Genomic DNA, 19,458 nt, shown 5'->3' on the forward strand with positions numbered 1-19,458 from the left:
CCTGGTTCGGGTCAGTTGATCTGGATGTTCTGCTTGCGCACGATGTCACCCAGACTCTGGGTGTCGGCCTCAATCCGGTTTTTCAGACCTTCGGGTGAGGAGCCCACCACTTGCCAGCCTTGTGTGAAGAGCCGCTGGCGCATGTCCGGGCTGCGCACGATGTCGCTCACGGCCGCCGACAGTTTCTGGATGTGCGCAGCTGGCATCGCGGCAGGCGCGGCCACCGCGTTCCAGATTTCCAGCTGGTAGTTCTTGACGCCTGACTCCGACAGGCTGGGCACATCGGGTGCCAGAGTGCTGCGCCCTGTGCTGGTCATGCCGATGGCTTTGAGCTTGCCTGCACGCACTTGGGTGAGTGCCATGGCCGGGGGCAGCAGGGCCAGCTGGATCTGACCCCCCATCATGGCGTTGATGATTTGTGGGTTGCCCGGATAGGGCACATGGACCGGGTTCAGCCCTGTGCGGGTCTTGAGCAGCTCCATGCCCAGGTGGGCTACTGTGCCCACCCCCGGGGAGCCGTAGCTCAGCTGCTGCCCACTCTGGCGGGCTTCGGCCAGCCACTGCGCAGGGGTTTGGCCTGGGGCCGATTGCGGCACCGCCAGCAACAGCGGCGCGGTGCCGATCAGGCTCACGGGGGCCAGGTCCTTGAGGGGGTCGTAGGGCAATTTGGGGTTGAGGATGCGGGCCACCGTCATGTTGCCGTTGATCATCAGCCCCAGGGTGTGGCCGTCCGTGGCCTTGGCCACCGCATCGGCAGCGATGTTGCCGCCTGCGCCCACCTTGTTCTCCACAATCACGGTTTGCCCCAGGGCCCTGCCCAAAGGCTCGGCCAGAGCGCGGGCGGTCAGGTCGGGGCTGGAGCCCGCCGGAAAGCCCACCACCAGACGCAGCGTGTGGGTGGGCCATTCGTTGGCATTGGCCCATGGGCTGCTGGTGGTCAACAACAAGCCGGCCAGGGCCGTCAGGATGCAGTGCAAGGGCAAAGAAAACATGGAAACCTCGGGTGGCAATGTGCATGCGATCTTAAAGTAGTGGCGGTGCATGGCACTGCACCCTCCCTGTTTCGGGCCAGGCAAAAAAAGACCCGGTCAAGACCGGGTCGATGTCCAAGCCAGGGGTGCAGCCGTGTTCAGGCGTACGCCACCAGGGCTTTTTTCATTTTCTTCATGGCCGCCACTTCGATCTGACGGATGCGCTCGGCGCTCACGCCGTATTCGGCGGCCAGCTCGTGCAGCGTCATGCCACCGGAGCCGTTGTCGTTGACCTTGAGCCAGCGTTCTTCGACGATGCGGCGGCTGCGTTCGTCCAGGCTCTCCAGCGCGTTCACCAGGCCATCGCTGGCCATCAGGTCACGCTGGTGCGCCTCGATCATGGCGGTGGGCTCGTGGTTGGCATCGGCCAGGTAGGCGATGGGGCCAAAGGCCTGCTCGCCGTCATCGCTGGGCGCGGGGTCCAGCAGCACATCGCCACCAGACATGCGGGTTTCCATCTCCAGCACTTCTTCACGCTTGACGTGGAGCTGGCTGGCCACCTTGTCGACTTCGGCCGCAGACAGGGTGTCGCGGTGCGTGCCTTCTTCGAGGTCCGCCTTGAACGCTTGTTTCATCGAGCGCAGGTTGAAGAAAAGCTTGCGTTGCGCCTTGGTGGTGGCCACCTTGACCATGCGCCAGTTCTTCAGGATGTACTCGTGGATTTCGGCCTTGATCCAGTGCAGGGCATAGCTCACCAGGCGCACGCCTTGCTCGGGGTCAAAGCGTTTGACGGCCTTCATCAGCCCGATGTTGCCTTCCTGGATCAGGTCACCGTGGGGCAGACCATAGCCGAGGTACTGGCGCGAGACGGACACCACCAGACGCAGGTGCGAGAGCACCAGCTTGCGGGCGGCTTCGAGATCGTCGTTGTTCTTGAGCTGGCGGGCGGCCTCTTGCTCTTCCTCGAGGGTGAGCATGGGCATGCGGTTGACCGCAGAGATGTAAGCGTCCAGGTGACCGAGTGAGGGCACCACGGCCCAGGGGTTGCTCAGCGTCACCGCAGTGGCCGGGGATCCAGTTTGAATGTTCATTCCAGAACTCCTTTCAGAATTACCCCAATATTAGCACTCTCGGTGGAGGAGTGCTAAACGGCTTGCATGGGCATTTGTTACAAGCGGTTAGCCTGTCAGGCCTGAACCACCAGCTCGGCGGGACCGGCCTGGACTTCGCCAACCACCGCTGCATGGTCAAAGCCATGCTGTCTGAAAGTGTCCAGCACAGCGTCCACGGTGTCCGGACGGCAGGCCACCAAAAGGCCGCCGCTGGTCTGGGGGTCGCTGAGCAAGGCCTGATCGGGGGCCGCAAAGCCCTCTGGCAGGCGCACTTGCTGGCCGTAGCCGGCCCAATTGCGCCCTGAGGCACCCGTCACCATGCCCTGGCTGGCCAACGCGCGCACGCCAGCCAGCAGGGGCACCTGCGACCAGTCCAATACGACGGTACAGGCCGAGCCGCGCGCCATCTCCAGTGCGTGGCCCGCCAGACCGAAGCCGGTCACGTCGGTGAGCGCATGCACACCTGGCAGGGCCGCCAAAGCGGGGCCAGGCGTGTTCAGGCGCGTGGTGGTGGCGATCATCTGGGCATAGCCTTCGGGGGGCAGGGCGTTTTTCTTGAGGGCGGCCGACAGCACGCCCACGCCCAGCGGTTTGCCCAGCACCAGCACGTCGCCCGGTTGGGCGTCGGCATTGCGCTTGATGCGTTTGGGATGGACCAGCCCCAGAGCCACCAGGCCGTAGATGGGCTCGACCGAGTCGATGGTGTGGCCGCCTGCGATCGGGATGCCCGCCGCCTGGCAGACGCTGGCGCCGCCTTCGAGGATGCGGCCGATGGTCTGCACCGACAGCACATTGACCGGCATGCCCACCAGGGCCAGCGCCATGATGGGGGTGCCGCCCATGGCGTACACGTCGCTGATGGCGTTGGTGGCAGCGATGCGGCCAAAGTCAAACGGGTCGTCGACGATGGGCATGAAGAAATCGGTGGTGGCGATCAGCGCTTGCTCGTCGTTGAGTTGGTACACCGCGGCGTCGTCAGCGGTTTCGATGCCGACGAGCAACTCCCGGGGCACAGGCAAGGCGTGGGTGCTTTTGAGGATGTCGGACAGCACGCCCGGGGCGATCTTGCATCCACAGCCCCCGCCGTGGGAGAGGGAGGTCAGGCGGGGTTCGTTGGTGGTGGTCATGGCAAGGGTCTCGATCAGCTCAGCAGCGCCTGCGCGAATTCGCGGGCGTCAAAGGTTTCCAGGTCTTCCAGTTTTTCGCCGACGCCGATGAAGTACACCGGAATGGCTTTCTCGCGGGCGATGGCGCACAACACGCCGCCCTTGGCCGTGCCGTCGAGCTTGGTCACGATCAGGCCCGTGAGGCCCAGCGCTTCGTCAAACGACTTGACTTGGGCCAAGGCGTTCTGCCCGGTGTTGCCGTCAATCACCAGCAGCACCTCGTGCGGGGCGGTGTTGTCCGCCTTTTGCACGACACGCTTGATCTTTTTGAGCTCTTCCATCAGGTGCAGCTGGGTAGGCAGTCGGCCTGCCGTGTCCACCAGCACCACATCCTTGCCGCGTGCGCGGCCTGCGCTCACGGCGTCAAAGCTCACGGCAGCGGGGTCGCCGCCTTCCTGGCTGATGATTTCGACCGTGTTGCGGTCGGCCCAGACGGCCAGTTGCTCTTTGGCGGCGGCACGGAAGGTGTCTGCGGCAGCCAGCAGCACGCTCGCGCCGCTGTCGGCCAGGTGTTTGGTCAGTTTGCCGATGGAGGTGGTTTTGCCTGCGCCGTTGACGCCAGCGACCATGATCACGGTGGGCTGCTGTGCGCCGATCACCAAAGGCTTTTGCAGTGGCGCCAGCAGCTCGGCAATGGCGTCCATGAGCAAGCCCTTGACCTGAGCGGGTTCGGTGGCCTTGCTGTCTTTGACGCGGCGCTTGAGGTCTTGCAGCAGGTGCTCGGTGGCCTGGACACCCGTGTCGGCCATCAAGAGGGCAGTTTCCAGTTCTTCGTACAGCGCGTCGTCGATCCGTGTGCCGGTGAACACGGTCGCAATGCTCGAGCCGGTTTTGCGCAGCCCGGACTTCAGACGCTCCATCCAGCTTTGGCGCGCCGGGGCAGCAGGGGTCAAAGGCGCGGGTGCTGTCTGCGTCGCAGTGGGAGCAGTGGTTTGCGGCTCTACCGCAGTGGGCGCTGCGGGTGGGGTGGTCTGAGGCGGCTTTTTGCGGAAGAAACTGAACATGTTGGACTTTGTGTGAGTTCCTGATTTTATGAAACCCGGCACGGCCCTGCCCACGGCACGGATGTGCCCTGCAAAACGGTGGGCAGCACACAAGCGCAACGAGGGGCTTGTTGAAGTCATGTGCGATGGTGTGACACACAGCGTTACAACTGGGCACCGCTGGACGTCATCAGCTGCGGATCAGCTCGCGTTGAAGATGCAAGTCCAGCAAGGTGTTGGACTGAAAACCGAGATGAAGGAATCACTCTCATGAACAAACTGCTCGCTATCCTGATCGCTGGTTTCTTTGCTGTGGGTGCCTTTGCACAAGCGCCTGCCGCAACGGTTGCACCCGCAACCGCCGCAACGCCTGCTGTTGCAGTGGCTCCCGCCAAGGCGGATGCCAAGACAGATGCCAAAGCTGAAGCGAAAGCGGCCAAACTGAAAGCCAAAGCCAAAGCCAAAGCCGATGCCAAAGCGGCCAAGGCAGAGAAAAAAGTCGAAGCCAAAACCGAAGCGCAACATGCGGCACTCAAGACCGCGCCAGCAGCCCCTGTGCAAAAGTGATGCGTTCATGAACCTGTCGCTCGTGCCTGAGTGGCACGGGTCGACCTGATCCACAGCCAGCCAACCCTCATCGGGCGCTGGCTGTTTTATTGGGCGCTGTGGGCAGGCCGCCGCAGGCTGCACGTACACTTGTTGCCCATGCGTCCCAAGTCCTCCTTACCCCCCAAAAAGACCGCAGCACCTGCGCGTGCGTCCGCGACCGCTGCGCGCGCGCGCGGCCAGTCCAGCCATGAAATCCGCATCATCGGCGGGCAGTGGCGCCGCACTTTGCTCAAGGTGCTCGACAAGCCGGGTCTGCGCCCCACCCCCGACCGTGTGCGTGAAACCTTGTTCAACTGGTTGGGTCAGGACTTGACGGACTGGCGCTGTGTGGACGCCTTTGCAGGCACAGGGGCGCTGGGCCTGGAAGCGGCTTCACGCGGTGCTTCGCACGTGGTGGTGCTGGAGCAGGACCCGGAGCTGGTCAAAGCCTTGCTGCAACAGGTCGAGCGCCTGAAAGCCAGCATGGTGCAGGTGCAGCGCGGTGACGCCGTGGCCGCCATGCAGCGCTTGACCGCTGGCACCTTCGATCTGGTGTTTCTGGACCCGCCTTTTGACGGACCCTGGTTTGAGCCCGCCCTCCAAGCGGCAGCCAAGTTGGTGCCTGTGGGCGGCTGGATCTACCTGGAAGCGCCTGTGGCTTGGGGACCTGAGGCGCTCACACCGCTGCATCTGACACTCGAGCGCCACCTCAAAGCCGGAGCGGTGCACGCCCACCTGCTGCAGCGCACTGCATAATTTGCCCATCCTGACCGAGCCCCAAGGACAAGCCATGAGCCGCCCTGTGATTGCTGTTTATTCCGGTACTTTCGACCCGCTGACCTTGGGGCACGAAGACGTGGTTCGCCGCGCGGCCAAGATGTTCGACCAAGTGATCGTGGCGGTGGCCCGCGCGCACCACAAGCAGACCCGTTTCAGCCTTGACGAGCGTTTGGCGCAGGCGCAGGCGGCGCTGGCCGATTGCCCCAACGTCAAGGCCTTGCCTTTTGAGGGCTTGATCGTCAACTTTGTGCGCGAGCAGGGCGCGCAGGTCATTGTGCGCGGCATCCGCTCACCCACCGACTATGACTACGAAACCCAGATGTCGGGCATGAACCGCCATCTGGCCCCTGAAGTGGATACGGTGTTTCTGCACACCAGCGCGGCGGTTCAGCACATCAGCAGCACGCTGGTGCGTGAAATCTCCAAGCTCGGCGGTGACGTGTCAGGTCTGGTGTCGGCCCCTGTGCTCGCAGCGCTATCGGCCAAGTGACGCACGGCCGCTGGTACGCGGCCTGCCTCAAACTTCGGCGGCTTCGACCATGAAGCGCACGCGCTTTTGGCCCTGCCATTCATCGGCGTCGAGCCGGTAAGCGAGCTTGACGCGGCTGGGCAAAGGCTCGGTGCGACCAAACCAAATGCCGTCGATGGCCTGGCCCTGGTGCTTGAGCTTGAGCGCCAGGTGTTTTTCGCCCACCAGCCGCTGCGAGACCACATCCACTTCTTCGCTGAACACGGGCGCGGAAAAGCCCTGCCCCCACACCTCGCGGTGCAGCATCTCGACCATGTCCACGCGCAGGTACTCGGGCGGCAAGGGGCCGTCGGTCTCCAGGCGTCGCTGCAGCGTGGCCGCATCCAGCCACTCGGCCGCCACCTGGTTCAGGGTTTCTTCAAACACATCCAGGTGTTCTTCGGCCACCGTGCAACCTGCGGCCATGGCATGACCGCCAAAGCGCAGCAGCACACCCGGTGCGCGCTTGGCCACCAGGTCCAGGGCATCGCGCAAATGAAAGCCGGGGATGGAGCGGCCCGAGCCCTTGAGTTCGTGTTCTTTGCCCGGCGCGTTGCTGGCGGCAAACACAAAGGTCGGTCGGTGCAGCTTGTCCTTGATGCGCGAGGCCACGATGCCGACCACGCCTTCATGAAAGTCCGGGTCGAACACGCAAATGGCGGGTGGCGGCTCGTCGCCTTCGTCGAACAAGGACTCGGCGATCTCCATCGCCATCTCGCGCATGTCGCCTTCGATCACACGGCGCTCGCGGTTGATGGTGTCCAGTTGGCGTGCCAGTTCGTCGGCCCGCATGGGGTCATCGCTCAGCAGGCATTCGATGCCCAGCGTCATGTCCGACAAACGGCCTGCTGCGTTGATGCGCGGGCCCAGGGCAAAACCGAAATCGAAGGTGGTGGCCTTGGCCGCTTCGCGCGCCGCAGCGCGAAACAGCGCGGCCATGCCCGGCGGCAGGGCACCCGCGCGCACGCGCTTGAGGCCTTGCGCCACCAGGCGGCGGTTGTTGGCGTCGAGTCTGACCACGTCGGCCACGGTGCCCAGCGCCACCAAAGGCAGCAGGGCATCCAGTTTGGGTTGACTGCTTTGGTCAAAAACACCGCGCTGGCGCAGTTCGGCGCGCAAGGCCAGCAGCACGTAAAACACCACACCGACCCCGGCGATCGATTTGCTCGCGAAGCTGCAGCCTGGCTGGTTGGGGTTGACGATCACTTCGGCGGTGGGCAGGGTGCTGCCGGGCAGGTGGTGGTCGGTCACCAGCACCTTCAGGCCCAGACGCTGGGCTTCGGCCACGCCTTCGACACTGGCGATGCCGTTGTCCACCGTGATGAGCACATCGGCCCCCAGCGCTTTCACACGCTGCGCGATCGGCGCTGTCAGGCCGTAGCCATCCACCACGCGGTCAGGCACCAGGTAGCTCACGTGCTGCGCGCCCAGCATGCGCAGGCCGCGCACGGCCACGGCGCAGGCGGTCGCGCCATCGCAGTCGTAGTCGGCCACGATGCACAGGCGTTGCCCTGCGGTCATCGCATCGGCCAGCAGCGTTGCGGCAGCTTGCGCGCCCAGCAAGCCGCTGGGGGGCAGCAGCAGGTTCAGGCCGTCATCAAGCTCGTCTTTGGATTGCACACCTCGCGCTGCATACAGGCGGGCCAGCAAGGGGTGGATGCCCGCTTGCTCCAGCGCCCAGGCGCTGCGGGGCGGGACATCTCGGGTCAGGAGTTTCATGTCGGGATCAGGGCCTGCAAGGCCCGGCCAGTGTCGGTGGTCTGAAAAACGGCGCCGATGCGCTGCAGCCACGAGCGCTCGGTCCGCTGGTAGGTGTGCGCTGATGTTTCGCTGCACAGGCTCAGGCGCAGGCCGGCTTGGTGGGCGAGTGGGGCCAGGTGCGTGGCGTCGAGCTCGCGCCAGGCCGCTTGCCAGGCCTGCAGGTCACCGCGCAGGGCAGGCCCCCGCAAAGGGTCGAGCACCAGGACTTGGCCGTCGGCTTGCGCTGCTGGCTCGGCTGGGAGCCGTCCTGCACCATGGACCCAGAACGAGTTGACGGTGATCCGTCCTTGGGCCATGCGGGCATCGTTGACCGGGTGGTTGTAGAGCAGCATCTGCATTTCGCTTTGCAGGCGTCGCAGCGAGTCGGGCAGGTGGCCGTCGGTGATCCAGGGTTTGACGTTGGCACCGATCACCCGGTCGAGAGAGGGGGGACGCATGTGCTCAAAGACGTCACCACGCGCGTGCCATTGCAGCGCGCTGTCCCATTGCACGTCCAGGCCGTCTTCCTGCAAAAACGCCTGCATGGCCTGCAGCAGCTGCTGTGATTCTTCATCGCTCAGGTGCAGGTGGGCCGGGTCCAGCATGACCACCTGGTCCATGCCGATCTGCCAGTGGCAAGGCGTGATCCAGGCCTGTGGTCCGGTATGCCGAGGGTGCGCCAGCGCTGCCCAGGGCAGCGGGGCGTCCACAGGCCAACCCAGACTGCGTGCCCACACCCGCTCATGCGGCATGTGGGGCGAGGGTTGGGCATCGCGCGCTTCGTCGTCCCGGTGGGTGCATGTCATCTGTGCCAGCAGCTGGCGCAGGTGAGGCAGTGCCAGGCTGTGCAGGGCGTCCGGTGGGGCGTCTGTCAGGGCGGCATAGGGAATGATCAGGTGCATGGCCTGCGATTGTCGCAGGCCCGGATGAACGGCGAGTCTGATTCGTCACAATAGAGCCCATGGCCTTTTTCAAAAACATCCCCTACGAGCTGGTGCTCGGCTGGCGCTACACGCGTGCAGGCCGCGCCACGCGGCGCAACGGGTTCATTTCCTTCATCTCAGGCGTGTCCATGCTGGGCATTGGTCTGGGCGTGGCGGCGCTCATCATCGTGCTCAGTGTGATGAACGGTTTCCAGCGCGAGGTGCGCGACCGCATGCTGGGTGTGGTGTCCCACATCGAGGTGTATGCCTTTGACGGCGGTGCGTTGCCCGACTGGCAGGCCACTTTGGCCCAAGTCAAGGCGAACCCGTCCGTGGTGGGGGCGGCCCCTTTTGTGGCGGCGCAGGCTTTGGTGGCGCGGGGCGACGACATGAAAGGCGTGTTGGTGCGGGGCATTGACCCGGCGCTGGAGCCCCAGGTCAGTGACCTGCAGTCCGACATGCAGGCCCAGGTGCTCAGCCGCTTGCAGCCGGGGCAGTTTGGCCTGGTGCTGGGGCGCGACCTGGCCCAGAACCTGGGCGCCATGCCCGGCGAGCTGGTGACGCTGGTTTCGCCCTCCGGCCAGGTCACGCCCGCCGGGGTGGTGCCGCGCATGAAGCAGATGACGGTGCTGGGCACCTTCTCGTCCGGCCACTACGAATACGACTCCTCGCTGGCGCTCATGCATGTCGACGACGCAGCGCGCATGTTCCGCCTGGAAGGCCCGAGCGGCGTGCGCGTCAAGCTGCGCGACCTGCACCAGGCGCGTGAGGTGGCGCAGCAGCTGCAGGCGCAGCTGGGCGCGGGCTTTCATGTGCGCGACTGGACGCAACAAAACCGCACCTGGTTTGCGGCGGTGCAGGTGGAAAAACGCATGATGTTCATCATCCTCACCCTGATCGTGGCCGTGGCCGCGTTCAACCTGGTCAGCACCCTGGTGATGACCGTCACCGACAAGCGGGCCGACATCGCCATCTTGCGCACGCTGGGCGCCAGTCCGGGCAGCATCATGGGCATCTTTGTGGTGCAAGGCGCGGCCGTGGGTGTGATGGGCACCCTGGGCGGTCTGGCGCTGGGCCTGCTGGTGGCGTTCAACATCGATGTGATCGTGCCCGCGCTGGAGCGCTTGTTCAGTGCGACTTTTTTGCCGCAAGACATTTACCTCATCAGCCGCATGCCCAGCGAGCCCATGGCCAGCGACATCGTGCCGATTGCGGTGATTTCCCTGGTGCTGGCTTTTGCGGCCACGCTGTACCCGAGCTGGCGCGCCAGCCGCGTCAATCCCGCGGAGGCCTTGCGCTATGAATGACACGACACACGCCGTGGTGCTGCAGGCGCGGGGCCTGACCAAACGTTTCACCGAAGGGCGACTCGACGTGACCGTGCTGCAAGGCGTGGACCTGCAGGTCCATGCGGGCGAGACACTGGCCGTGGTCGGTGCGTCGGGCTCGGGCAAGAGCACCTTGCTGCACCTTCTGGGCGGGCTGGATGCCCCCACCTCGGGCAGCGTGACGCTGATGGGCCAGCAGATGTCCACCCTGAGCGCGGCGCAGCAAGGCGAGATGCGCAACCGCCACCTGGGCTTTGTGTACCAGTTCCACCACCTGTTGCCCGAATTCAGCGCGCTGGACAACGTGGCCATGCCCTTGTGGGTGCGGCGCATGGACCGCGCCGAGGCCTCGGCTCAGGCGGCCCGCTGGCTCGGCCAGGTGGGTTTGTCCGGGCGCGTGCACCACCGCCCGGCCGAGCTGTCGGGGGGCGAGCGCCAGCGTGTGGCCATCGCCCGTGCCCTGGTCACCGAGCCCGCCTGCGTGCTGGCCGACGAGCCCACGGGCAATTTGGACCGCAGCACCGCCGACGGTGTGTTTGATCTGATGCTGCAGCTCGCCCGTGAGCGGGGCACCGCCTTTGTGGTGGTCACCCACGACCAGGCGCTGGCTGCCCGCTGCGACCGCCAATTGCATCTGGTGCAAGGCGTTTTGCAGCCCTGACCGGTTCACGCATGTGGATCGACACCCATTGCCACCTGGACGCGCCTGAGTTCGAGGCTGACCGCGACGCAGTGCGCCAGCAGGCCCGCAACGCAGGGGTGGGGCTGTGCGTGATCCCCGCTGTGGAACGGGCTCACTGGGGCGCGGTGCAGGCACTGGCACATCGCCATGCCGACGCCTACGCGCTGGGCATCCACCCGTTGTATGTGCCCCAGGCGCATGAAGATGACTTGCAGGCGCTCGACGATGCCTTGACCGCATCGCAGGGCGACCCCCGGTTGGTGGCTGTGGGCGAGATCGGTCTGGACTTTTTTGTGCCTGCGCTGTTCGAGCCGGCCATGCGCGAGCGGCAGTGGGCGTTTTACACCGCCCAGCTCAAGCTGGCGCGCAAGCACGGTTTGCCGGTCATCCTGCATGTGCGCCGCTCGGCTGACCTGCTGCTCAAGGGCTTACGCCAAGTGGCGGTGTCGGGTGGCATCGCCCACGCCTTCAATGGCAGCGCGCAGCAGGCGCAGGCCTTCATGGATCTGGGCTTTGCACTGGGCTTTGGCGGTGCCATGACCTACGAGCGGGCCACGCAGTTGCGGGCGCTGGCCACGGCCGTGCCTGAGTCGGCGCTGGTGCTTGAAACCGATGCGCCCGACATCCCGCCGCACTGGATTTACCAGACCGCCGAGCAACGCGCTGCAGGCCAGCCCCAGGGGCGCAATGCGCCCGAGCAGTTGCCGCGCATCGCCCAGGTGCTGGCCGATCTCCGGGGGCTGCCTGTCCCGGTGCTGGCCGCCATCACCAGCGGCAATGCCCGGCGTTGCTTGCCCAGGCTGGTGCAGTTGTGACGCACGCACAGCGTTTGCAAGGCCTCGCGCCTGTGGCATCACCCGCCATCCGTGTGCTGGTGCTGGGCAGCTTTCCGGGGGTGCGCTCGTTGCAGAGCCAGCAGTACTATGCGCACCCGCAAAACCACTTTTGGCGCATCATGCAGGCGCTGTGGCCCAATGCCCCTTGGCCCACAGACCGGGACTACGCCGGGCGTTGCGCCTGTTTGCTGCAGTGTGGCGTGGGCCTCTGGGACGTCTACGCTGCCTGCGAGCGCGAAGGCAGTCTGGACAGCGCCATTCGGGCGGCCGAACTCAACGATTTCCCGGCGTTGCTGGCGCAGTGTCCCCTGTTGAGCGGCATTGCCCACAACGGGGGCGAGAGTTTTCGCCATGCCCAGGCCCTCGACAAAGCCTTGGCCCTGGCAGGGCTGCAAGGCCGTGTGCAGCTTCATCGCCTACCATCGACCAGTCCGGCCAACGCGTCGTGGACTTTTGAACACAAGCTCAGCGCCTGGCAGGCGGTGATGCAAGAACATGGATTGCTGGCATGAGCCGTCAAAAAAACACCCCACTGCCCGAAGTGAACTTTTCAGAGGATGGCGACATCCGCTACCTGCATCTGGCCACCGAATGGATCCAGGGCTCGATGTTGATCGACAAGCCCTACGACATCGAACTCGAATACGTGCAACGCATGATGGCCTGGCTGCTGTTCATGCCGCTGGCCGAGGTCAAGGGTGCCCACGCCATGCAGCTGGGCCTGGGGGCGGGCACGATCACCAAGTTCTGCTACAAAAAACTGAAGATGACCTGCACCGCCATCGAGCTCAACCCTGGTGTACTGCATGCCTGCCGAGGCTGGTTCCGTTTGCCGCCCGACGACGAGCGCCTGCGTGTGGTGTTGGCCGACGCCGCCGAAGAAATCCGCTCGCCCGAATGGACCGGCGTGGTCGATGCACTGCAAGTGGACCTGTACGACCACGAAGCCGCGGCCCCCGTGCTCGACAGCCTGGACTTCTACCGCGACTGCCATGCCTTGCTGACCCCGCAAGGCTGCATGACGGTCAACTTGTTTGGCCGTTCGTCGAGCTTTGACGAGAGCCTGGAGAAAATCCGCGCCGCTTTTGGCGACGATGCCGTCTGGGCCTTCAAGCCCACGCGCGAAGGCAACACCATCGTGCTGGCACAGCGCACGCCCCAGCGCCCCAAGCGCGAACAACTGATGGAAGCGGCCGAGCGCATCGAAGCGGTTTGGGGCTTGCCCGCCACCAAGTGGTTGCGGGTTTTCAAGCCCTACACGAAGTGACAAAAAACACCCCGCAAATCGCTTGCAATCTAGGGTTAACCATAGGGTGGCGTCGCCCCCGGGACATAGGTGGAACCCACATGGCCCCGGAGTCAATCCTCCAACACAATCAGCCCATTCCAAACTCTGGAGGAGCGTGATCGTGTTAATCAAGAGTCAAAAAGACTTTTTCTCGGGCCTGATGTTCACCGTGGTCGGTGCAGCATTCGCCTACGGTGCCACCAGCTACAGCATTGGCTCGGGTGGTCGCATGGGGCCTGGCTATTTCCCCTTGCTGCTGGGCGTGATCCTGGCCATCCTGGGCGCTGTCGTCATGTTCAAGGCCCTCGTGGTCGAGACACCCAATGGCGACAAGATTGGCAAATGGGCCTGGAAGCCTTTGTTTTTCATCATCTCAGCCAACGTGCTGTTTGGCATTTTGCTCGGCGGCTTGCCCAGCATCGGTCTGCCCCCCATGGGCCTGATCGCAGCCATCTTCGGTATCACCCTTGTGGCCAGCCTGGCCGGTGAAGACTTCCGGCTGAAAGAAGTGCTGATCCTGTCGGTCGTGCTGTCGATCGGCAGTTATCTGGCATTCGTGGTGCTGCTGAAGCTGCAGTTCCCCGTGTGGCCGACATTCATCACAGGCTAAGGAGAACAAAAAAATGGAACTGTTTGACAACCTGGCTCTCGGTTTTGGGGTGGCGTTCACCTTCCAGAACCTGATTTACGCGTTCATCGGCTGCCTGCTCGGCACGCTGATCGGTGTGTTGCCCGGCATCGGCCCGGTCGCGACCATCGCCATGCTGTTGCCCGCCACCTACGCGCTGCCCCCCGTGGCTGCGCTGATCATGCTGGCTGGCATTTATTACGGCGCCCAATACGGTGGCTCGACCACTGCGATTTTGGTCAACCTGCCCGGCGAGTCTTCGTCTGTGGTCACGGTGATCGACGGCTACCAGATGGCCCGCAAAGGCCGTGCAGGCCCCGCGCTGGCTGCGGCTGGCCTGGGCTCCTTCTTCGCCGGTTGCGTGGGCACTTTGATCCTGGCTGCATTCGCTGCACCCCTGACCGAAGTCGCGTTCAAGTTCGGCCCTGCCGAATACTTCTCGCTCATGATCCTGGGCTTGATCGGTGCCGTGGTGCTGGCTTCGGGTTCCTTGCTCAAGGCCGTGGCCATGATCGTGCTGGGCCTGTTGATGGGCCTGGTCGGTACCGACGTGAACTCGGGTGTGGCGCGTTTCTCCTTCGACATCCCTGAACTGACCGACGGCATTGGCTTCATCGTCATCGCCATGGGTGTGTTCGGTTACGGCGAAATCATCGCCAACCTGTCGCAAAAAGAAGAAGACCGCGAAGTCTTCACGGGCAAGGTCAATGGCTTGTTCCCGACCGCCGCGGATTTCAAAAACATGATCCCCGCGGTGTTGCGTGGCACGACCATCGGCTCCCTGTTGGGTATCCTGCCCGGTGGCGGCGCATTGCTGGCAGCGTTTGCGGCCTACACGATCGAGAAGAAAACCAAGCTCAAGCCCGGTGAAGTGCCTTTCGGTCAAGGCAACATCCGTGGTGTGGCAGCGCCCGAGTCGGCCAACAACGCCGGTTCACAAACCTCCTTCATCCCCTTGTTGACCCTGGGTATTCCGCCCAACGCCGTGATGGCCTTGATGGTGGGCGCGATGACGATCCACAACATCCAGCCTGGTCCACAGGTGATGACCAGCAACCCCGAACTCTTCTGGGGCCTGATCGCCTCGATGTGGATCGGTAACCTGATGCTGGTGATCCTGAACCTGCCTTTGATCGGCATGTGGATCAAACTGCTGACGGTGCCTTACCGCTGGTTGTTCCCTGCCATCGTGCTGTTCTGTGCGATCGGTGTGTACTCGACCAACAACAACACCTTCGACATCTGGATGGTGGCGGCCTTCGGTGTGATCGGTTACACCTTCATCAAGCTGGGTGTGGAGCCTGCGCCGCTGCTGCTGGGCTTCATCCTCGGCCCGATGATGGAAGAGAACCTGCGCCGCGCCATGCTGCTCTCGCGTGGTGACTGGAGCGTGTTTGTCACGCGCCCACTGTCGGCCAGCCTGCTGGCAGCTGCGGCGGTCTTGTTGATCATCGTGCTCTTGCCTGCGGTGAAATCCAAGCGCGAAGAAGCTTTTGTGGAAGATTGATCTTCCGCACTGAATGCAAACGGCCTCCTTGTGAGGCCGTTTTTCTTGGTGTCACGTACAAGCTGCAGGGGCTTGCCCCGTCTGACAGAATCCATTCATGACCAAACGCCACTTTCTCCAATGGACGCTGACCGCGCTGGCCCTGAGCGCTTTCGGCCCTGCTGCCCTGGCGCAGAGCTACCCCACCAAAGCCATCCGCTTGGTCGTGCCTTTCCCTGCAGGTGGAGCGACCGATTTGTTTGCGCGCAGCCTCTCGCAAAAACTCGGCGAAAAGCTCGGCGTCTCGCTGGTCGTGGACAACAAGCCCGGTGCGGGCGGCACGCTGGGCTCGGACCTGGTGGCCAAAGGCGTGGCCGACGGCTACACCTTGCTGCTGGCCACGTCGAGCACGCATTCGATTGGCCCGAATCTGAACCCGCGCATGCCCTACGACGCGGTGCGCGACTTCACGCCCATCGGCCAGGTCGGCAATGCGCCCAGCATCATGCTGGTGCCCAACAGCTCGCCCGCCAAAACCGTGCAGGAGTGGATCGACCTGGCGCGCAAGAACCCCGGTCGCCTGAACTACGCCTCCAGCGGCAATGGCACGGTGGTGCAGCTCACGGCCGAGTTGTTCAAGTCACAGGCCAATCTGTTTGTGGTCCACATCCCCTACAAAGGCACGGCGCTGGCGATCCCAGATCTGGTCAGCGGCAAGGTCGATGTGTTGTTCGACTCCCTGCCCACGGGCCTGCCCCATGTGAAAGACGGCCGCTTGCGTGCGCTGGGGGTGACCTCGGCCAAACGCACGCCCCTGGCCCCGGGCTTGCCTGCGATTGCTGAAGTGCTGCCTGGCTACGAGTCCACCACCTGGTTCGGTTTGTTTGGCCCCAAGGGCTTGCCGCCCGAGGTGGTGCAGCGCGTCAATGCGGCGGCCAACCAGGTGCTGCACGACCCGGAAGTCATCGACAAGCTGACGCGCCTGGGCATTGAGCCAGTGGGCGGCACCCCGGCGCAGTTCACGCAAATGCTGGCCAGCGAATCGGCCAAGTGGAAAAAGATCATCAGCGAACGCAAGATCACCTCGGATTGAGTGCATGAACTTCAACTACCAGAACCCTTACACCAACACCCGCCTGCCGCTGTTTGCGCGCAATGTGGTGTCCACCTCCCACCCGCTGGCCGCGCAAGCGGGTTTGCGCATGATGCTCAAAGGCGGCAACGCCGTGGACGCGGCCATTGCGGCCGCTGCCGCCATCACGCTGACCGAGCCGGTCAGCTGCGGCCTGGGCTCGGACGCCTTCTGTATCTTGTGGGACGGCCAGAAACTCCACGGTCTCAACGCCTCCGGCCCGGCCCCGGCCACCTGGACGCCCGAGTACTTCCACCGCAAATACGGCAAGGACGCCAAGACCCCGCCCAAGCGCGGCTTTGATTCGGTGTCGGTGCCGGGCGCGGTGGCCGGCTGGGTGGCACTGAGCGAGCGCTTTGGCAAGCTGCCTTTTGCCGACTTGCTCGAACCCGCCATCGAGATCGCCGAACGCGGTTACCTGATGCCCGTCGTGGTGCAGCAAAAATGGGCCGCCGCCACGCCCGAGCTGCAGTCGCAGCCCGGCTTTGCGCAGAGCTTTCTGCCCTGGGGCCGTGCGCCCAACGTGGGCGAGTTGTTCCAGTTCAAGAGCGCGGCCCGGGGCCTGCGAGCCATTGCCGAGTCCAAAGGCCAGGCCCTGTATGGCGGCGAGATCGCCCAGGCGATTGAAAAGTTCGCCAAGGACAACGGCGGCAGCATCACCGCCAAAGACCTGGCCGATTTCAGGCCCGAGTGGGTCGAGCCGATTGCCAAGAACTACCGTGGCTACACTCTGCATGAGATCCCGCCCAACGGGCAGGGCATCGCCGCGCTGATCGCGCTGGGTATCCTGTCGAACTTCGATCTGGCGTCCATGCCTGTGGACGGCGTGCAGTCGCAGCACCTGCAGATCGAGGCGATGAAGCTCGCTTTTGCCGACGTGTATCGCTATGTGGCCGATCCGCGCAGCATGGACATCACACCCGCGCAGATGCTGGACGACGCGTACCTCGCCAGCCGCGCCCGCCTGATCGACATGCACAAGGCGCAGAACTTCCAGGCGGGCAACCCGGTCAAGGGCGGCACCATCTACCTCACCGCCGCCGACGAGAACGGCATGATGGTCAGCTTCATCCAGAGCAACTACATGGGCTTTGGCTCGGGCGTGGTGGAGCCGACCTACGGCATCAGCCTGCAAAACCGGGGGCACGGCTTCAGTGTGGACCCCGCAGGTGCCAACAGCGCCAACCTGGTGGCACCGGGCAAGCGGCCTTTCCACACCATCATCCCGGCCTTCCTCACGCAGAACGGCCAGCCGGTCATGAGCTACGGCGTCATGGGCGGCAACATGCAGCCCCAAGGCCACATGCAGACCCTGGTGCGCATGCTCGACTACGGCCAAAACCCGCAGGCGGCCTGCGACGCGCCGCGCTGGCGCTTCAACACCGGGCTCAACATCAACGTCGAGGCTGCGATGAATCCGGCCACGGTGCAGGCCCTGGCGGGCATGGGCCACGAGATGGATGTGATCAACGACTCCTACCAGGACTTTGGTGCAGGCCAGTTCATCTGGCGCATGGGTGATCCGAAGGTCGAAGGCTATCTGGCCGCGAGCGACCCTCGCCGTGACGGCCAGGCCGTGGGCTTTTGATGGCATCCCACTCGCCCAGGATGACCTCGGGCCTGCTGCTGGCAGCAGCGGGCTCGATTGCGTTCAGCGGCAAGGCCATCATCGTCAAACTGGGTTACCGCCATGGCGTGGACGCGGTGACGCTCTTGATGTACCGCATGCTGTTTGCGCTGCCCATGTTCTTGCTCATGGCCTGGTGGGCGGGGCGAGGCAAACCTGCACTGACCCGCCGCGACTGGCTGGGCGTGGTGGGACTGGGTTTTTCAGGTTATTACCTGTCGAGCTTTCTGGACTTCTGGGGCCTGGAATACATCACGGCCTCATTGGAGCGGCTGATCCTGTACCTCAACCCCACGCTCGTGCTGGTGCTGGGCTGGGTGCTGTTTCGCAAGAAAATCAGCTATCGCCAGGGCGTGGCCATGGCCATCAGCTACAGCGGCGTCTTGTTGGTGTTCGGGCACGAGGTCAGTCTGGCCGGTACGCATGTGGCGCTGGGCGCGTTTCTGGTCTTCTCCAGCGCGGTCACCTATGCCCTTTACCTGACCTACAGCGGGCAGCTGGTGCAGCGCCTGGGGTCTTTGCGGCTGGCGGGTCTGGCCACTTCGGTGGCGTGTTTTTTCTGTCTGTTGCAGTTTGTGTTGCTCAGGCCGCTGGACACCGCGCTGGTGCCCGAGCCCGTGCTGTGGCTGTCGGTGCTCAATGCCACCGCCTGCACGGCCTTGCCCGTGCTGCTGGTCATGATGGCCATCGAGCGCATCGGTCCGGGCCTCACGGCACAGACGGGCATGATCGGCCCCATGTCCACGATTTCGATGGGCGTTTGGCTCTTGGGTGAACCGTTCAACGCGTGGATCATTGCAGGCACTGGCCTGGTGGTCAGTGGTGTGTTTTGGGTGACGCGGCCAGCGGGCCGCACAAGTTAACTTTCAGGAGATCAACATGGATTTGGGCATTGCAGGCAAGTGGGCCTTGGTGGGTGGCGCGAGCAAAGGCTTGGGCTGGGGTTGCGCACGGGCCTTGGCACTCGAAGGTGTGAACGTGGTCATGGTGGCGCGTGGCGCCGAAGTGCTGAACAAGGCGGTGGATGACTTGCGTGCCGAAACGGGTGGTCAAGTGCAATTGATCGCCGTGGCGCAAGACATCACCACCGAAGCCGGCCGCGAAGCGATCTGGAACGTGGCGGGTGGTCCGGGCAAAGACTACGACATCGTGGTCACCAACGCAGGTGGCCCCCCCCCAGGCGACTTCCGCGATTGGGACCGCGAGGCCTGGATCAAAGCCATCGACGCCAACATGCTCACCCCCATTGAGCTGATCAAGGCCACGGTGGACGGCATGGCCGCACGTGGCTTTGGCCGCATCGTGAACATCACCTCCAGCTCGGTGAAGTCCCCCATCGACGTGCTGGGCTTGTCCAATGGCGCCCGCAGTGGCCTGACGGGTTTTGTGGCAGGTACATCGCGCAGCAAGATCGCGGGGCAGGGCGTGACCATCAACAACCTGTTGCCTGGCAAATTCGACACCGACCGCATCCGCGCCACATTGCCCGCCATGGCCCAAAAGCAAGGCAAGACGGTGGAGGAAATGCGCGCCATCCAACAAGCGCAGATCCCGGCTGGGCGCTACGGCACACCGCAGGAGTTTGGGGCCATCTGCGCCTTCCTGTGCAGCCAGCACGCGGCCTACATGACGGGCCAGAATGTGCTGGCCGATGGTGGGGCTTATCCGGGGACTTACTGA

Annotated in this window: 20 protein-coding genes; 14 read left to right on the forward strand and 6 right to left on the reverse strand. The window is 64.1% G+C overall.

What is annotated here, in order from left to right:
• Nucleotides 1-11: 11 nt before the first annotated feature.
• The 4 genes from IC609_RS13455 to ftsY all read right to left on the reverse strand — a co-directional run bounded on the left by IC609_RS13455 (nt 12) and on the right by ftsY (nt 4,253).
• Nucleotides 12-992, reverse strand: coding sequence for a Bug family tripartite tricarboxylate transporter substrate binding protein (locus IC609_RS13455; protein ID WP_191820031.1), 981 nt, complete (start codon nt 990-992; stop codon nt 12-14).
• A gap of 137 nt (nt 993-1,129) precedes the next feature.
• Entirely contained in the window at nt 1,130-2,062 is a 933-nt protein-coding gene (gene rpoH / locus IC609_RS13460; protein WP_191820032.1) for an RNA polymerase sigma factor RpoH, read from the reverse strand.
• Between the two features lie 95 nt (nt 2,063-2,157).
• The gene (selD, locus tag IC609_RS13465; protein ID WP_191820033.1) at nt 2,158-3,210 is read right to left on the reverse strand and encodes a selenide, water dikinase SelD; all 1,053 of its coding nucleotides are present in this window, start codon (nt 3,208-3,210) and stop codon (nt 2,158-2,160) included.
• Between the two features lie 14 nt (nt 3,211-3,224).
• Entirely contained in the window at nt 3,225-4,253 is a 1,029-nt protein-coding gene (gene ftsY / locus IC609_RS13470; RefSeq protein ID WP_191820034.1) for a signal recognition particle-docking protein FtsY, read from the reverse strand.
• Between the two features lie 249 nt (nt 4,254-4,502).
• Between ftsY and IC609_RS13475 the strand changes: the two genes are divergently transcribed.
• The 3 genes from IC609_RS13475 (at nt 4,503) to coaD (ending at nt 6,090) form a co-directional block, all read left to right on the forward strand.
• Nucleotides 4,503-4,799: a cell envelope biogenesis protein TolA gene (locus IC609_RS13475; protein WP_191820035.1), complete on the forward strand. Its 297-nt coding sequence runs from the start codon at nt 4,503-4,505 to the stop codon at nt 4,797-4,799.
• Between the two features lie 138 nt (nt 4,800-4,937).
• On the forward strand, nt 4,938-5,576 hold the full coding sequence (rsmD, locus tag IC609_RS13480; protein WP_191820036.1) for a 16S rRNA (guanine(966)-N(2))-methyltransferase RsmD: 639 nt from the start codon (nt 4,938-4,940) through the stop codon (nt 5,574-5,576).
• A gap of 34 nt (nt 5,577-5,610) precedes the next feature.
• On the forward strand, nt 5,611-6,090 hold the full coding sequence (gene coaD / locus IC609_RS13485) for a pantetheine-phosphate adenylyltransferase (protein ID WP_191820037.1): 480 nt from the start codon (nt 5,611-5,613) through the stop codon (nt 6,088-6,090).
• A 27-nt stretch (nt 6,091-6,117) separates the two neighbouring features.
• Here coaD and recJ read toward each other — a convergent pair whose 3' ends face one another.
• Nucleotides 6,118-7,827 (reverse strand): single-stranded-DNA-specific exonuclease RecJ, encoded by a 1,710-nt coding sequence (gene recJ / locus IC609_RS13490; RefSeq protein ID WP_191820038.1) that lies wholly within the window; start codon nt 7,825-7,827, stop codon nt 6,118-6,120.
• Nucleotides 7,824-8,750, reverse strand: a complete 927-nt coding sequence (locus IC609_RS13495) for a hypothetical protein (protein ID WP_191820039.1) — start codon at nt 8,748-8,750, stop codon at nt 7,824-7,826. The genes recJ and IC609_RS13495 overlap by 4 nt, the downstream gene beginning before the upstream one ends.
• Nucleotides 8,751-8,809: 59 nt before the next feature.
• On the opposite strand from IC609_RS13495, the gene IC609_RS13500 reads away from it, so the two are divergent.
• The 11 genes from IC609_RS13500 (at nt 8,810) to IC609_RS13550 (ending at nt 19,458) form a co-directional block, all read left to right on the forward strand.
• Entirely contained in the window at nt 8,810-10,078 is a 1,269-nt protein-coding gene (locus tag IC609_RS13500; protein WP_191820040.1) for a lipoprotein-releasing ABC transporter permease subunit, read from the forward strand.
• Nucleotides 10,071-10,760 carry a lipoprotein-releasing ABC transporter ATP-binding protein LolD gene (lolD, locus tag IC609_RS13505; RefSeq protein WP_191820041.1) on the forward strand — a complete coding sequence of 230 codons (690 nt, stop codon included), beginning with the start codon at nt 10,071-10,073 and terminating at the stop codon, nt 10,758-10,760. Before IC609_RS13500 ends, lolD begins: the two co-directional genes overlap by 8 nt.
• Before the next feature lie 11 nt (nt 10,761-10,771).
• Complete coding sequence (locus tag IC609_RS13510; protein WP_191820042.1) at nt 10,772-11,596, forward strand: TatD family hydrolase; 825 nt, start codon at nt 10,772-10,774, stop codon at nt 11,594-11,596.
• Entirely contained in the window at nt 11,593-12,129 is a 537-nt protein-coding gene (locus tag IC609_RS13515) for a DNA-deoxyinosine glycosylase (protein WP_333473710.1), read from the forward strand. The genes IC609_RS13510 and IC609_RS13515 overlap by 4 nt, the downstream gene beginning before the upstream one ends.
• On the forward strand, nt 12,126-12,884 hold the full coding sequence (locus IC609_RS13520; protein WP_191820044.1) for a class I SAM-dependent methyltransferase: 759 nt from the start codon (nt 12,126-12,128) through the stop codon (nt 12,882-12,884). The genes IC609_RS13515 and IC609_RS13520 overlap by 4 nt, the downstream gene beginning before the upstream one ends.
• Nucleotides 12,885-13,026: 142 nt before the next feature.
• Nucleotides 13,027-13,515 carry a tripartite tricarboxylate transporter TctB family protein gene (locus IC609_RS13525; RefSeq protein ID WP_191820045.1) on the forward strand — a complete coding sequence of 163 codons (489 nt, stop codon included), beginning with the start codon at nt 13,027-13,029 and terminating at the stop codon, nt 13,513-13,515.
• 13 nt (nt 13,516-13,528) lie between these two features.
• Nucleotides 13,529-15,040, forward strand: coding sequence for a tripartite tricarboxylate transporter permease (locus IC609_RS13530; RefSeq protein ID WP_191820046.1), 1,512 nt, complete (start codon nt 13,529-13,531; stop codon nt 15,038-15,040).
• A 97-nt stretch (nt 15,041-15,137) separates the two neighbouring features.
• Nucleotides 15,138-16,112 carry a Bug family tripartite tricarboxylate transporter substrate binding protein gene (locus tag IC609_RS13535; protein ID WP_191820047.1) on the forward strand — a complete coding sequence of 325 codons (975 nt, stop codon included), beginning with the start codon at nt 15,138-15,140 and terminating at the stop codon, nt 16,110-16,112.
• 4 nt (nt 16,113-16,116) lie between these two features.
• The gene (locus IC609_RS13540) at nt 16,117-17,739 is read left to right on the forward strand and encodes a gamma-glutamyltransferase family protein (RefSeq protein WP_225224193.1); all 1,623 of its coding nucleotides are present in this window, start codon (nt 16,117-16,119) and stop codon (nt 17,737-17,739) included.
• Nucleotides 17,740-17,759: 20 nt separating this feature from the next.
• A complete protein-coding gene (locus IC609_RS13545) occupies nt 17,760-18,641 on the forward strand; it encodes a DMT family transporter (RefSeq protein ID WP_191820048.1) in 882 nt (293 codons plus the stop codon).
• Nucleotides 18,642-18,657: 16 nt separating this feature from the next.
• Nucleotides 18,658-19,458, forward strand: a complete 801-nt coding sequence (locus IC609_RS13550) for an SDR family oxidoreductase (RefSeq protein ID WP_191820049.1) — start codon at nt 18,658-18,660, stop codon at nt 19,456-19,458.

The sequence above is a fragment of the Limnohabitans radicicola genome (genome assembly GCF_014837235.1).
Classification (GTDB): Bacteria; Pseudomonadota; Gammaproteobacteria; order Burkholderiales; family Burkholderiaceae_C; genus Limnohabitans_A; species Limnohabitans_A radicicola.